Source organism: Salinirubrum litoreum (assembly GCF_020567425.1).
Classification (GTDB): Archaea; Halobacteriota; Halobacteria; order Halobacteriales; family Haloferacaceae; genus Salinirubrum; species Salinirubrum litoreum.
Genome location: NZ_JAJCVJ010000001.1, coordinates 1,639,683 through 1,653,371 on the forward strand (window position 1 = coordinate 1,639,683; position 13,689 = coordinate 1,653,371).

A 13,689-nucleotide genomic window follows, 5' to 3' on the forward strand; every position below is an offset into this window, starting at 1 on the left:
CCGACGCCGGTAGCCGGGCGGGACCGGAGGTCCCGCTGGAAACCGGCGCGTCGCGCCGGTGGCAGAGCGAGACCAGAGGTCTCGCCAGCAGTCGGGCGACTCCCGTGTCGCCCGACGACACGGGACTGAACGAGAGCGCGGAGCGAAGCGACGCGCTCTCGTGAAGGAAGCGCGTGGTTCGAGAGACACCAAGGACGTCTCTCGTCATCACGAGAGAGCTTCGCTCTCTCGAACGACACCAAGTCGCGGCCGGTCGAGCGGTCGGGGGCTTTCACCACCTCGTTGTCCGCGACCGATTCAGCAACGTACTCCGCGACCGATTCGACTGAGTTCACGTCCGAATCCGCTCCACCCGAGTCTGCGAGAGGAACGGTCTCACCCGAGAATCCACGCCGCGAGCGCGGGCGTCAGGTACGCCTCGATGCCGGCGGCGACGACGAACACGACCGCCAGACCGACCAGTACGTCGAAGCCACGACGGAGTTCGTCGGCCACCGCGTCGACCGAGACGCGTCCGCGAAGCCCGCGGTAGCCGACGCGACCGAGGTGGAGTCCCAGGCCACCCGAGACGGCCAGCGCCGGAATCTCGATCACGCCGTGGGGCGCGACCAGCGCGAGGAACGTCAGGCGGTCGAAGACACCCCCGAGCGCACCGATCAGTACGCCGTTGAACAGCAGACTGACGGCCGTCGGTACGCCGAAGCCGAGGCCCCCGAAACTGGCGGTCGCGGCGACGAGCCAGTTGTTCGCGGCGATGTTGCCGAACACCGCCGTCGCTTCCAGTGGCGTCTCGCCGAACACCGTGGCCACGTTCGCCGGGCCGCCGAGTCGCGTCCCGACGCCGGCGGTCAACTGCCACCCCGCGCCGATGCCGAGCGCGAACAGCAGGACGCCCGCGAGGTTCGCCAGTGGGTGCTCGACGAGGAAGCGACCCAGTTCGGTAAGTCCACGGCGGAACCCGCCGACGAACCGCGAGCCGACACCGGGTCGGGAGTGGGTTCCGGGGTCTGCGAACGCCTCGGCGTCGGGCAGTGGCTCGTCGGTGCCGGCGGACTCGGCGGTCTGTGACGTCGTGTCGGCCTCGACCGACTCGGCGTCGTCGGTCGGTGGTTCTGCGTCGGTCGCGTGCTCACCATCGTCGGTCGACGGGTCGGCGTCGTCGGTCGTCGGGCCCCAGACGAACCCGTCGTCTGTCTCGGGTCGACTCGGTTCGTGCTCCTCGGTGGCCTCGACACGAGTCTCGTCCGCCTCGGAGTCGTCCGACTCGCGGCCGTCGTCGGCTCGAACACCGGTCGCGCCGAGCGAGCGACCACCGACCGGCGGGAGCGACCGACCCGCGTACAGCGCGGTCTTGAACCCGTCGACCACCGGCGGGACGGCGAGGAGCGCGATCAGTGCGGCCAGTCGCGGGACGCCGAGCGCGCTCGACAACAGCGAGAGGACGCCAGCGCCGCCGTAGGCGACGACCGCGAGGACGACGTAGACGACGAAGCCGAACGGTTCCCGGACCGGGAAGGCCACGCTTGCTTTCACCGCGCCGGCGACGCCGACCTCGTCGACCGCGAGTGCCTGCCCTGCGAACGCGAGCAGGGCGAGCACGAACAGGACCGCGAGGAGCCAGACGAACGCAGTGACCAGTCCGAGCAGTGCGCCGACAGGCCCGAGAGACGCGCCGACGCCGCCGACCACCAGCGCGATACCGGTGACGACCGCCAGGAGCGCGAAGCGGACGAACCAGACGCCGAGGTAGCTCGCGGTCCGCGAGAGTCCCGACAGACCCGCGGAGACCGGGTCCTCGTCGTCCAGCGCGCCCGCGATGCCACAGAGCGTGACCGCAGTGCCGACCGCCTGGGCGACGACCGCCGCAAGCAGTGTCAGCAGGACGCCGAGCAGGAACAGCACGGTCGTCGTCGGCGTGACGAGGCCGGCGATGGCCTGCTCTAACGCGGGTGGGAGTTCCGGCGTCGCGCCGGGGGTGGTCGGGTCGCCGGCGAGGCCACCCTCGCCCAGCTGTGAGTCGAGTTCGCCGAGCTGTTCGACCACGGGTTCGATACGCCCCTGCGAGGCGAGGACGGCGACGGCGACGCCGAGCGCGACCAGCAGGGGGACGCGCGCGGCGAGGACCGCTCCCGCAGCGAGGAGGTACAGTGTCAGCGTGTCGCGGGTCCGACCGCCCAGCAGGGCGAAACCGGACCGGAGGGCGTCGGTCGGTGTCACGCCGGCACCGACGGCCGGGTGGGACGTAGTTCTGTCTCTCCCGGAGCACGAGCGACCGGGGAGTCGCCGGTCAGAAGTCGTCGAGTGCGGACTGGTCGGCCGCCGTCAGTACGTCGGCACAGGTCTGCCACGACCGACGCGCACAGTCCGGCAGGTCGCCGGTGTCGGCGACGTACTGCCGCAGGAACTCGCGGGTCGTCGGGTCGCTCGGGTAGCCACTGCCGATCGCACCGTACGCGCCGTACGCCGCCGCGAGGTCGGCGACCGCCCGGTCGCGGTCGACCTTCGCCACGATGCTCGCCGCGCCGACGACCACGTCCGACTCGTCGGCCCCGTGGCGCGATTCGACATCGATCGCGATCCCCGCCTCACCGACTGCTTCTCGGACCCGTCGGCCGAACCGTGCCTCGTCGACGTCGCCGGCGTCGACGACAACCCGGTCGCCGTCCGCCGCGACCGCCGCGACCGCCTCGGCCTGCCCCGCGACCGTCAGTCGGTTCATGTCGGTCGCCGGGTCGTCGATCCGGTCGGTCCCGATCCGGACGACGCCGACCGAGACCGCCGACCGCTCGTGAATCTCGCTCGCCAGCGCCTCCCGGCGCGACGGCGAGAGTCGCTTCGAGTCGTCGATACCGTCCGGCAGGTCGGCGGGGTCGGCCCGCACCGCCGCCGTCACCATCGGTCCAAGCACCGGTCCCTTCCCGGCTTCGTCCGCCCCGACGTACATGGCCGTGGCTGTCGCTCGCGGGCGGCAAGTCGTTTCGGATTCGGGCGACTCGCGGGGAACGTTCGAGGGGAAGCGAGGAGAGACCGAGCGTCGAACTCCGGGAGACTACCGGTCGGCGTCGTCGTCTGCGGTACTCGACTCCGCCGCGTCGACACCGAAGTCGAACTGGGAGTCGTCGTCGCTCGGGTCGCCGTGAGCGTCTGCGGTCGGGTCGTCGTAGACGTCTGCGGTGCGGGTGACGGTGCCGTCGCTGCCACCGGTGTCGTCGTGGTAGACGTACAGCGTCGTCCCCGAGAGCACACCGTACAGACCCCGCGAGTCGTCGTGGACGACACGCTCGTTCGAGTCGATGGCGAGGTCGACCAGGTCGGCCAACGTCGCCAACTCGACGCGACGTTCGCCGGTAGACGGCGCGAGGCGTCCCGCCGAAATCCACTCGTCGTACCGGACGTGCCGCAGTTCCTCGCGGAGCGTCTCGGAGTCCCGGTCGGGACCGACCGCCGGGCCGATGTCCTCGCGCGTGGTGACGACGAGCAGTCCCGCGCCGATCAGCGAGCAGAGTCCGAGCAGACCGAAGCCGCCGTACACCAGCGGGTTGGGCGGCACCGTCTCCTCGTGCATCTCGGTCGTCGACCGGGAGTGACCGTCGGCCATCGACTCCGTCATCCCGTAGCCACGGTCGGTGAACTCGACCCGACTACTCGCGTTGAGGTCGCCGGTGTACGCCGTCGACTCGTAACTGGTCTCGACGCGCAGGTGGACCTGCACGTCCCCGGCCCGACCGAACTCCTGCTGGTAGTTCGAGGCGCGTTCCCGGACCCGATCCGTGTCGAGCGTCGTGGTCGTCAGGGCGGTGCCGTTCGTCACGGTCACCTCTCGGTCGGCCAGCGTGACGGTGCGCTCCCAGACCGTCTCGCCGTCCGCCGTCGCCCGGTAGCGCAGGCTGATCCGGGTCTCGACCGTCACCTGTTCGTCGGCGGGGACGGTCGTGTTCGCGTGCAGATCGAGAGTCGGTGTCGCCGCAGAGACGTACACCGGCTTGTCCCAGAGTCGGGTGCCGGCCGGCCACAGCGTCGTGTTGCCGGTGACGACCGCGCTGGTGTTCAGCGCCGTGGCGAACTGCTGTTCGTTCTCGTCGACCGGTGACGCGGTCGTCTCGGGGGTCGCCACGACGACGCCAGCGATCGCCAGCGAACAAACCCCGACGACTGCCAGCAGGACGGCGAGTTGCTGTCCGCGCTCCGTGAACAGGAGCGACAGCTTCAGTCGTGCCGTCTCCAGCATCAGACACTCCTCCCTGTCGGCCGCGGCTCGGTCGTCGCTCCGTCGGGTCGGGAGCCCGCCGCTCGAGTCTCTCGATCGTCCGACCTGTCGGTCTCCGTCGCATCCGTCGCCCGGACCGTCGCGGTCATCTCGTCGACCGGCCGGGCCGTCGTGCTCGCCTCGTTCGCCGCCCGGACGGACACGCTCATCTCGCCCACCGCCCGAACGTCGTCCCGAGTCGAAGCGGCGACCGGGCGTCGAACAACAGGAGGTACGCGGCCGCGAACGGCGTCGTCAGTGCGCCGACACTCGCCAGTCGCGCGACGAGTGGGTGGACCGCGTGGAGGTCGGCGAGCACTCCCGCCGGGAGCGTCGTCGGGTACACCGAAGTCGTGAGCGTCACCCGGCGCGGCCCGGTCGTCTCGTGGCCTGGCAGCGACAGCGTCAGATCGAGTCCGGCGTCGGTCGCCGACTGCGCGACGATCTGTGCGCCGGTACTCTCGGCCAGTACCGTGGTGAAGGGGAGTTGGGTCGCGCTCGCCGTCACCTCGCGTGTGACCGTCTCGCCGACCGGGATCGTCCGGCCGCCCGGCGTGGCAGTCTCCGTGGCGACGTAGACGAGTTCGTTCGGACTCGCCGCGATCGTCAACGCGAGGACGCCCGCGAGGGTGAAGCCGACGAGCAGTGGCGGCACCACGTCGCCGACCGTCGTCACCGGTCGAGTCGGGTCGCGAGCGGTCTCCTCGCGGACGAGCAAGTCGAGACTCAGAAGCGCGATGATGCCGCCCAGCAGTTCGAGTCGGAAGCGGTCGACGAACTCGAACAGCGGGCCGACCCCGGGGACGGTGACGGGACTCCCGCCGAGGGTCACGACCCGACCGACGATCCGGTCGTCGGTGACCGGCGGCGCGCCGGCCGTCTGATCCGTCGAGGGGTTCGCGTCGCCCTGCGTCAGGTAGCCCGCGTCCGTCTCGCCGACGACGCGGTGGGTGACGTACGCGCCGTCCGTCGCGCGGTAGGTGACGACGTCGCCGGTCTCCACCGCCGCGTCGAGAAGGAGGTAGCCGTCGCCAGCGTGGATCGTCGGCTCCATGCTGTCAGAGGTGACGTAAGAGACGTTGAGAGGCGTCGGCGGCGGTGCTACCACGACCGCGATCGTGAGTACCGCCAACAGTGCGACGACCCGCTTCATGTGGTGATTACGAACTGGTGATCGTCAGCGTCCCGCTGAGGTCGTCGCCGGTCGCCGACCCCGTGGTGTCGACGACGAGGACGACTTCGAACGTGTCACCGCTCGGCATCGTGAACGTCCCGTCGCTGTTCTCGCTGATCGACGCCTCGCGGTCGCCGGTCTCGTCGAAGACGGCGAACTCGACGTTCGGCGCGGTGTCACTGTCGCTGTTGAGACTCCCGTAGCTGAGTGTGAACGAGTGGGACGACTCATCGTTGTTGGTGATCGTGAACGCGTTCGTCGTGGGTGAGGTCGCGTTCTCACCGATCTCCAGCGTCGAGTTGACGTTCGTCCCGCTCGCCCCGCCGTTCGTCACGTCGATGGCGAGCTGGCCGTTGTCGAGCGTCACGAAGTCCGAACTGCCGGCCGACAACTGGACGATACCGGTGTCGTCGGCCACCACGTCGATGTTCGCGTTCCGCTGGAGCGTGATACTCGTGAACGCAGTCGCACTGACCGCCGAAGTAGCCAACAGCAGACAGACTGCCAGCGCCGCGATCTTCGTTGTTCGTGTCATGGATTGTGTATGTGACTCCTATCAACACAGTTACCTCCCATTCATATAACCACCGGTGCCCAGTTTCTGTCTCTGATAATACCGTTTTTACGTTGCAGAGCCGCCTGTACGAAGTAGTACGACCGAGTTGTCGTCGGAGACAGCGTTACTGTCTTTCGATTATGTGAATGAGTGTGAGAGTCTATTGTTGTCCACTCGCCGTTGTTTCTACTGTCTAATTTCCGATACAATCGGAGAAATAAACGCATCGAGTCGAGTTCGAATCGGAGAGGCGTACGGCGAACTCTCTGTGAGATGAGAGGATCGAGAGCGTGGCGGGTGGGTTGCGTCTCTCGCGTCGTTCCCCGGCCGCTCCGGCGGCGAGCAGTCGACTCCCGCGCTCGTTCCCCGGATCGGTGCATCTATCGGTCGCCACGCCCTACCGAGGGTACAGATGTCACTCGAATCGTCGCGGTTCCCGCCGCTCGCAGACCAGGCCGAGAGTCTCGGTCGAGCGGTCCTCGTGGTCTTTCTCGCGTTCGCGGGTGCGCTGGTCGTCACCGGTCTCGTCGGGCAGGCGTTGATCGAGACCGGCCTCCTCGTCCGGGAGGAACTCTCCGGACGTGTCGGTCTCAGCGTCCTCCAGTTCGTCGGCTTCGGCATCGGCGTCGCCGCCTACCTCGGCTTCGCCGACGACTGGCGACTGATCCGTGCCCACCTGCCGGGGCTCCGTGACCTCGGCGCGATCGGGGCCGGTATCTTCGTCATCCTGCTGTCTGCGGCCGGTGTCGGCCAACTGCTGGCCGCCCTCGGCGTCGACGTCGCGCAGAATCAGGTCATCGCGGTGGGGCAGTCGAACCCGGAGTACTTTCTCTACATGATCCCGGTCTCGCTGCTGTTCGTCGGTCCCTTCGAGGAACTCGTCTTCCGGGGCGGTGTGCAGGGTCTGCTCCGGCGGACCTACGGGCCTTGGATCGCGGTCGCACTGGCGACGACGCTGTTCGGCGCGATGCACACGGTCGCGCTGATCGGCGGCAGTGGGAGCGTCCTGGCGTACGTCGCGGTCGCGGCGGTGCTGGGACTCGTGTTGGGCGTCGCCTACGAACTGACGGAGAATCTGGTCGTACCGGCCGTGATCCACGGGGCCTACAACTCGGTACTGTTCGCGGTGCAGTACGCCGTGGCGACCGGCGCGGTGCCGGCCTGATCGGCGCGGTTCCGACCCGACCGGCGGCGTGACTCTCGGAGCGCGGCGTCGGCGAAGACGGCGAGTCCGACCGAGTCGTCGACTCAGGCCGGGTTCTTCCGGCTCAGGTCGCTCCCGCAGATCGGACAGCGGTCGCGGTTCTCGTCGAACTCCCGGCCACACCCGGCACACTGGAAGGTCCAGTTGCGCTGTTCGGTGATCCCCTCCTGTGCGATCACGTCGACCGTGACGCCGAGTTTGTCGGCGACGTTCTGCATCGCGTAGTCGTCTGTGACGAGGACACCGTCGAGTTCGAAGGCGGCCGCGAGCAGGCGGATGTCGGTGTCGGACAGTTCCGCGCGGTCGCCGGTCTCGCCGGCCGCACGGCGGACCTTCTCCACGGTCCCCTCGGCGGGGATGTGGATGTGCATCCCCGACCCCTCCATCGCGTCGAAGCGGAAGGCACTCTCGTCTTCGAGTTCCTCGCGGACGAGCGGGATCGAAGCCGTGTCTCTGTCGGTGTGATACTCGTTGATGAACGCGGACGAATCGAGAACGTGCATCTACCGCTGGACGACGATGTAGTCTTTCACTGCCTGCACCCGGGAGACGGGGACACGGAGTCGACCGGCCGAATCTTGCTCGAAGGAGAGGTCACGGGTCGAGATCTCCTCGTGTGGATCGACGAGGAGGTCCGAGAGCGACCCCGACTTCAGGTCCATCGTGATGTTGTACAACATTCCCAGTTCGGCGCCGTCGGTACCCATGACGGCCTTCCCCGAGAGGTTCTCGGCGAGTACGTCTGCCATAACGGCTTCTATCGGACGCGATACCATAAAAACCACGGGCCGCGTCCGACGCTCGGCGGACGACTCGCGGCGGCCGAGTCCGCGTCACGCTGTCGGCCCCGAGTTGAAACACTTAACTTGAGCGCCGCACTTCCGTCGAACAAGAGACCTTCTCCGGGGTGATCTCCATGTCTGATTCCGACACACAGAACGCGACCGACGCGCTCCGAACCCCCATCGTCGCCGTGTTAGGCCACGTCGACCACGGGAAGACGAGCCTACTCGACAAGATTCGTGGGTCCGCCGTCTCCGAGGGGGAGGCCGGCGCGATCACACAGCACATCGGGGCGACCGCCGTCCCGTTAGAGACCGTCTCCACGATGGCCGGGAGCCTCGTCGATCCCGACGACTTCGACCTGCCGGGCCTGCTCTTCATCGACACGCCTGGTCACCACTCCTTCACGACGCTCCGCTCGCGTGGCGGGGCCTTGGCGGACATCGCCATCCTCGTCGTGGACGTGAACGACGGCTTCCAGCCACAGACCGAGGAGGCCATCGACATCCTCAAGCGGACCGGGACGCCGTTCGTCGTCGCCGCGAACAAGATCGACACGACGCCCGGGTGGAACCCGCAGGACGGCGCGCCGATCCAGCAGACCTACGAGGCACAGAGCCAGCGCGCCCGGTCGATGTTAGACGAGCGCCTCTACGAGATCATCGGCCAACTGTCCGACTCGGGCTTCTCTGCGGACCTCTACTGGCGCGTCCAGAACTTCCAGAAGAACGTCGGCGTCGTCCCCCTCTCGGCGCTGACGAGCGAGGGCATCCCGGACCTGCTGGCCGTGCTGATGGGCCTGTCCCAGCGGTACATGAAAGACGAGATGGCCATCGACGTGTCGGGGCCGGGCGCGGGGACGGTCCTCGAAGTCAAAGACGAGAAGGGGTTCGGCGCGACACTGGACGTGGTGCTGTACGACGGCGTCATCCGCGCGGGCGATCAGATCGTCGTCGGCGGGACGAACGAACCGATCGTCACCGAGGTCCGGGCGCTGCTCCAGCCGCGACCGAACGCCGAGATCCGAACCGAAAAACGGTTCGACAAGGTGGAGCAGGTCGGCGCGGCCGCCGGGGTGAAGATCGCCGCCCCCGACCTGGACGACGCGATGGCCGGCGCGCCGGTGCGCGTGGTCCGGGACCGCCCCCTCGACGACGTGGTCGAGGAGGTCCGGAAGGAACTCGCGCAGATCTCCGTGGAGACCGAGGAAGACGGCGTCGTCGTCAAGGCCGACACCCTCGGGAGTCTGGAGGCGATGGCGAACGCCCTGAAAGAGGCGGAGATCCCGATCCTGCGGGCGGAGGTCGGCGACATCGCGCCGCGAGACGTGGCGGTCGCCAGTACGGCCGGCGAGGACGTCCACCAGGTGATCCTCGGCTTCAACGTCGAGGTCCTGCCGGACGCCCGCCGGGAACTGGAGGAGTCGGACGTGAAACTGTTCTCGAACGACGTGATCTACCAACTCGTCCAGGACTACGACGAGTACGTCGAGGAGATCCAGCGCGCCCAGCAGGAGACGGTGCTGGACAAGATCGTCCGACCCGCCCGCTTCCAGATTCTGGCGGACCACACCTTCCGGCAGTCGAACCCGGCGGTCGTCGGCGTCGAGATCATGTCCGGGACGGTGAAGAACAACCAGCGCGTGGTCAAGTGGGAGGGCGACTCCCCGACGCGGGTCGGCGAACTCTCCGGCATCCAAGAGCAGGGCGAGGACGTCTCGGAGGCCCGCGCCGGCAAGCGCGTCTCTATCGCTATCGACGGGCCCACGGTGGGCCGACAGATCGAGGAGGGCGACGAACTGTGGATCGAACTCCCCGAGAAGCACGCGAAGATTCTGGAACAGGAGTTGTCGACGGAGATTCCGGCCGACGAGTTGGAGGCGTTGCAGGCGTATCTGGACAAACACCGGCGGCGTGACCCCTTCTGGGGGAAGTAGAAGCTCAATTATACCAGATTTCTATAAACGCATTTTGAGTGGCTACTGGTGTTCCACGATCCCAGATCAACATCAAGGTCGACTCAGAAACCTAACTGGTTAATTTGGAGTCGTCGTTTTCTTCTCGTGGGTCAGAGTGACGGATTGCTGACTCATCGTCCTCGAATACTTTGAGGCCGTGTCCGCTCGGTGTGAAGAATTTGACTGGGATTGTGTCTACTACTTCAGCACCGTCCAGACGAGTCAGTAACATCTCGATGGTGACTGTATATCCTCGGACTGTGTCGATGGCGATTGGACTGTGTTTGTAGTCGTGCCGTACATCGTGGATGTTGAATTGTTTCTTGTCCGCTTCTTCATCGTATGAAACGAGTTCCACAGAGACAGCTGTATTAGGTGAATTGTTGAGTACGAGGAGATAGTGAGTTCCCTTCCTGAACTTCTCTAGGCGGTCTTTCGAGAGTTTGCTCTGCAGTTGTTTGTGTATCTCGTATGGGAGCGGTTTCGAGCGGAGATTGTAGAGTGTACGTCGTACTCGTTCGATGGTGTCTTTTATTCTCGTCGCGCTCGTGTTGAGAAGTCGCTGTGGAAGCGATTGACGCTCTATCTCTAGTAGTTCTTTCAGTCGGTCAGCTTCTTCTTCGATATACAACGCACGCATCGTGTAGTAGTTAGAGAACGGTGCTGAAGCGATGAAGTCTTGACAGTCTCGCCAATCAGAGATGATCTCACTCATAGCGTCTTCCATCTCTTCCGTGGCGTACTGGTGGTTTCTGTACCTCTCTAACTCTTCAACACGTTCTTCCATCTTCTCAACGGTCCTCTTTCGGTCATCAGAATCAGGGTGATTACCTGTGTACTCCCAAGCGTTCTGAACGCCGTTTGCAGTCCACCCCACTTTGTTCAGCCAATCTTTCTTATCCTGTGAGGGAAACAACTCTTCTTGTAGTGCAACTCTCGACACGAGGAATATGAAAACAACGATGCCTACGATTCGCATCAGACCGAGTACTGAGTTGTCGAAGATCTGTTCAGCAAATCCTGCTAAGAGTGGTGGGTAAAACTCGGCGGCAGTTGGGATACCGATGAGAAGAACCGTTGCGAGGGCAGAGAGCTTTGTCCACTTGTCCGCCATCGTTAGTGGAAGCAGTTTGTACTGACTTGTTCGTCGTCTACAACCTCAGCGTACTCTTCCCAAATTCGGCGTGGCGTTACATCTTCATCTTCACCGATTCGGTTGAGAAGAGTTTGGAGCGAGTACTCCTTTTCGTTACTCTCGACTATCCGCCCGATATGGCGTTCAAACAAATTCTCCGCTTCATCGTGTTGTCCTGAGTTACGAGTTGCTACATGTCCACATCCGCTACTGGGACACTTCCAAATATACCGAGTTGTGTTTGAACTACCATATCTCGGATTCCCTTGCTGCCTCCCTCTGGACGGTGTATATTTCTCGTCTTTCATGGGAGTCTGGCAATTTGGACAAATTTGCTTATATTCTACATCGGTATCTACGAGATCTCCACGAGAGAGTTTAGCTTTCGCTTTCCAAGCGATATCGTCTTTCTCGATACATCCTTCGATGACATCCACTCGTTCAGCGTCTGTGGTTTCAAATTCTCCTCGGAGATACCAGCCGATGAGAAAACCGAATAAAAGAATTCCGAATTGAGGCATCCAGGTGAATATGAAGTCAAGCGGTAGCCATCCTAATACACTCTCGAAGAATGACGGATAGAGTGTAGTCGCCGCAGTCGGAATTCCGATAAGGAATACAGTCACAAGAAGAGATAGTAGAGAGATTGCTGTGCTTCGGTTCATCATCTGATAGATATCCACCGAGTATTATGTAACTACTGGACGCACTGACCGCCACGCCTCTAACCCTACCGTGCGTACATCCTATTGATCAGTCTCCAATATTATATTAAGAAGTCAGAATTCATGTTCAAACAGCCACGCAACAACGGACCCGATGAGTTCGCTGATGTAATCGTAGAAGTCGGAATGTAGGACGACCAGACCGACTACGACTTTGTGGATGTGAAACAAAAAACGGCGGAGATAGTTACGGCAATGTTCAGAACAAAAAACCAACTGGAGTAAGAGAAGCCCGTAGTTGTTGACTAATCGCAGGCTCATCTCAATCGTCTACCCCGGAAAGAGTAGAGTGGAGATTTCGCTTTTCGAGTTGTTGGTACTAGCCGACAAGTGCGCCTCGGCGAATTTGCTCGTGTTCGTCGGAAGCAAACTCGGCGACTTCCTCGAAGGAAGCGTCGTGGCTTTCGACTTCTACGACGAGAGTCGGAAAAGTGTGATTTCAATATTATTTGCAGATGCTACGAGATGCCGGCAACGAACCAACCATCACATTCTATAAACCAACAAAGTGGTTCCTCGTCACACACTTCGACTCCGGAGTAACGTTTTAGTTCGATGCATCCGTACAAACGAATGAGGTGTTACGAGGATGAGTGTCAAAACCACCCCGAGCGACAGCGTTCTCGAACTGCCGGACGTATCGCGGTACGATCTGTTCCTCTGTCTCCTGCCCCTGCCACTGCTCTCGGGAGCGACCGCCAGCCTTCTCGCCGCGATTCCCTCGACAGTCGGCATCGCACTCGGGTCGCTCCCCTCGTTGCTCCTGCTACTGTACGGCCTGTTCGTCGATGCACCTGCCTGACGAGACGAGAAGGAGAACCGACCGCCTATCGACCGGTCGGCGTGATCTTGCCATCCATCGCGGTCATGACCTGCAGTGCCGCACTCGCGGCGAGACCGCGAGCGACCTCGTCGCGGTCGGACTGGTCGAGACCGGTCTCCAGGTCGTCGGCGTCCGGCGTGAAGCCGGCACTGACCGGGTTGCCGACCGGTGGCTGGACGGCGACGGTGGCCTGCGGGCCGTTGACGCCGGTCGAGAGTTCCGACCCGACGGTGTAGCCTTCCGGGAGATACGTGCGCGTCTGTGAGACGATTCCCGCGACGGCGGTGCGGAGCGACTCCTTCTGTGCAGCGGAGAGTTCGGCCGCCTCGGGCCGGCCCGCGTCCACGACGCCGGGGGCACCCGCGTAGGGGTTGTTTCCGTTCATGACGGGAGTTCGAGTGTGATAGGGTGTCCCGTACTAAAAAGCCGTCGGCACGGGCAACCGTCCACGCCGGGACACTGTCGCGGCGAGGGCGTCCCACCGCCGGCGCGAGGGCTCAGATCGGGGCGCTCTCGCCGTATATCGCCAGTGCGACGACCGTGGTCCACTCGTCGGCACCGGGCCCGAGTTCACCCGGTGCGACCGACGCGACCGCCATCGACTGATCGGTGAACTCCCAGTCCCGCAGGTCCTTCCCCGCCGACAACCCGCGTTCGACCTCGGCGCGGAGCGTCTCGGGCGCGTCGGGGCCACCGGCCTCGTAGAACAGCCCCGGTCCCGGGCCGGTCGCCCACCCGAGGACCGCGCTGGCCGGGTCGCCGGTGGGCACCGTCGCCCGTGCTTCGACGACCGTCAGTCGGTTCCCCGCCGGGCCGAGGTCCGGCGCGGTCCCGACCCGTTCGACGGTCGCGTCGGCGGGGACCACCGACGAGACGGTCACGAGGTTGTAGTTGTGGACGTTCGCCTCGGCGAGGGCGGCGTCGTACGAAGCGATCTCGGTCGGTCCGGTCCCGACACCCGTCACGACCCGGATTCTGCTCATCGTCGGAGGGTGGCGGGGGAGACCGTAGTGGGTTTCGGTCCGGCGGCGACGAGTCTGAGACGTCGCCGGCGACTGAGAGTGAAGAAAGTCGGAGTCCGGGCGC

General features: G+C 64.4%; 14 protein-coding genes. 3 read left to right on the top strand and 11 right to left on the bottom strand.

Annotated features, from left to right (window positions below; genetic code table 11):
* Nucleotides 1-375: 375 nt before the first annotated feature.
* From LI337_RS20155 to LI337_RS08305, 5 genes are all read right to left on the bottom strand, one after another.
* Entirely contained in the window at nt 376-2,217 is a 1,842-nt protein-coding gene (locus LI337_RS20155) for a stage II sporulation protein M (protein WP_227229337.1), read from the bottom strand.
* Nucleotides 2,218-2,287: 70 nt separating this feature from the next.
* Nucleotides 2,288-2,944: a ribonuclease HII gene (rnhB, locus tag LI337_RS08290; RefSeq protein ID WP_227229338.1), complete on the bottom strand. Its 657-nt coding sequence runs from the start codon at nt 2,942-2,944 to the stop codon at nt 2,288-2,290.
* A gap of 105 nt (nt 2,945-3,049) precedes the next feature.
* On the bottom strand, nt 3,050-4,228 hold the full coding sequence (locus tag LI337_RS08295; protein WP_227229339.1) for a DUF5305 family protein: 1,179 nt from the start codon (nt 4,226-4,228) through the stop codon (nt 3,050-3,052).
* A gap of 184 nt (nt 4,229-4,412) precedes the next feature.
* Nucleotides 4,413-5,399 (bottom strand): signal peptidase I, encoded by a 987-nt coding sequence (locus tag LI337_RS08300; RefSeq protein WP_227229340.1) that lies wholly within the window; start codon nt 5,397-5,399, stop codon nt 4,413-4,415.
* A 7-nt stretch (nt 5,400-5,406) separates the two neighbouring features.
* Nucleotides 5,407-5,955 carry a hypothetical protein gene (locus LI337_RS08305; protein ID WP_227229341.1) on the bottom strand — a complete coding sequence of 183 codons (549 nt, stop codon included), beginning with the start codon at nt 5,953-5,955 and terminating at the stop codon, nt 5,407-5,409.
* A gap of 433 nt (nt 5,956-6,388) precedes the next feature.
* Here LI337_RS08305 and LI337_RS08310 point away from each other — a divergent pair, with 433 nt between their 5' ends.
* A complete protein-coding gene (locus LI337_RS08310) occupies nt 6,389-7,141 on the top strand; it encodes a CPBP family intramembrane glutamic endopeptidase (protein ID WP_227229342.1) in 753 nt (250 codons plus the stop codon).
* An 83-nt stretch (nt 7,142-7,224) separates the two neighbouring features.
* Here the strand turns inward: LI337_RS08310 and LI337_RS08315 are convergent, their stop codons facing one another.
* Entirely contained in the window at nt 7,225-7,683 is a 459-nt protein-coding gene (locus LI337_RS08315) for an NOB1 family endonuclease (protein ID WP_227229343.1), read from the bottom strand.
* Nucleotides 7,684-7,929, bottom strand: coding sequence for a PRC-barrel domain-containing protein (locus tag LI337_RS08320; RefSeq protein ID WP_227229344.1), 246 nt, complete (start codon nt 7,927-7,929; stop codon nt 7,684-7,686).
* A 167-nt stretch (nt 7,930-8,096) separates the two neighbouring features.
* On the opposite strand from LI337_RS08320, the gene infB reads away from it, so the two are divergent.
* Nucleotides 8,097-9,899: a translation initiation factor IF-2 gene (infB, locus tag LI337_RS08325; RefSeq protein ID WP_227229345.1), complete on the top strand. Its 1,803-nt coding sequence runs from the start codon at nt 8,097-8,099 to the stop codon at nt 9,897-9,899.
* Between the two features lie 91 nt (nt 9,900-9,990).
* Here infB and LI337_RS08330 read toward each other — a convergent pair whose 3' ends face one another.
* Together LI337_RS08330 and LI337_RS08335 are read right to left on the bottom strand one after the other, a co-directional pair.
* Entirely contained in the window at nt 9,991-11,034 is a 1,044-nt protein-coding gene (locus tag LI337_RS08330) for a hypothetical protein (RefSeq protein WP_227229346.1), read from the bottom strand.
* A gap of 2 nt (nt 11,035-11,036) precedes the next feature.
* Entirely contained in the window at nt 11,037-11,723 is a 687-nt protein-coding gene (locus LI337_RS08335) for a hypothetical protein (protein ID WP_227229347.1), read from the bottom strand.
* Nucleotides 11,724-12,369: 646 nt separating this feature from the next.
* Between LI337_RS08335 and LI337_RS08340 the strand changes: the two genes are divergently transcribed.
* A complete protein-coding gene (locus LI337_RS08340; protein ID WP_227229348.1) occupies nt 12,370-12,582 on the top strand; it encodes a DUF8015 family protein in 213 nt (70 codons plus the stop codon).
* A gap of 25 nt (nt 12,583-12,607) precedes the next feature.
* On the opposite strand, the gene LI337_RS08345 is transcribed toward LI337_RS08340, so the two are convergent.
* Complete coding sequence (locus tag LI337_RS08345; RefSeq protein WP_227229349.1) at nt 12,608-12,988, bottom strand: DUF5811 family protein; 381 nt, start codon at nt 12,986-12,988, stop codon at nt 12,608-12,610.
* 112 nt (nt 12,989-13,100) lie between these two features.
* Nucleotides 13,101-13,586: a pyruvoyl-dependent arginine decarboxylase gene (locus tag LI337_RS08350; RefSeq protein ID WP_227229350.1), complete on the bottom strand. Its 486-nt coding sequence runs from the start codon at nt 13,584-13,586 to the stop codon at nt 13,101-13,103.
* Nucleotides 13,587-13,689: the final 103 nt, after the last annotated feature.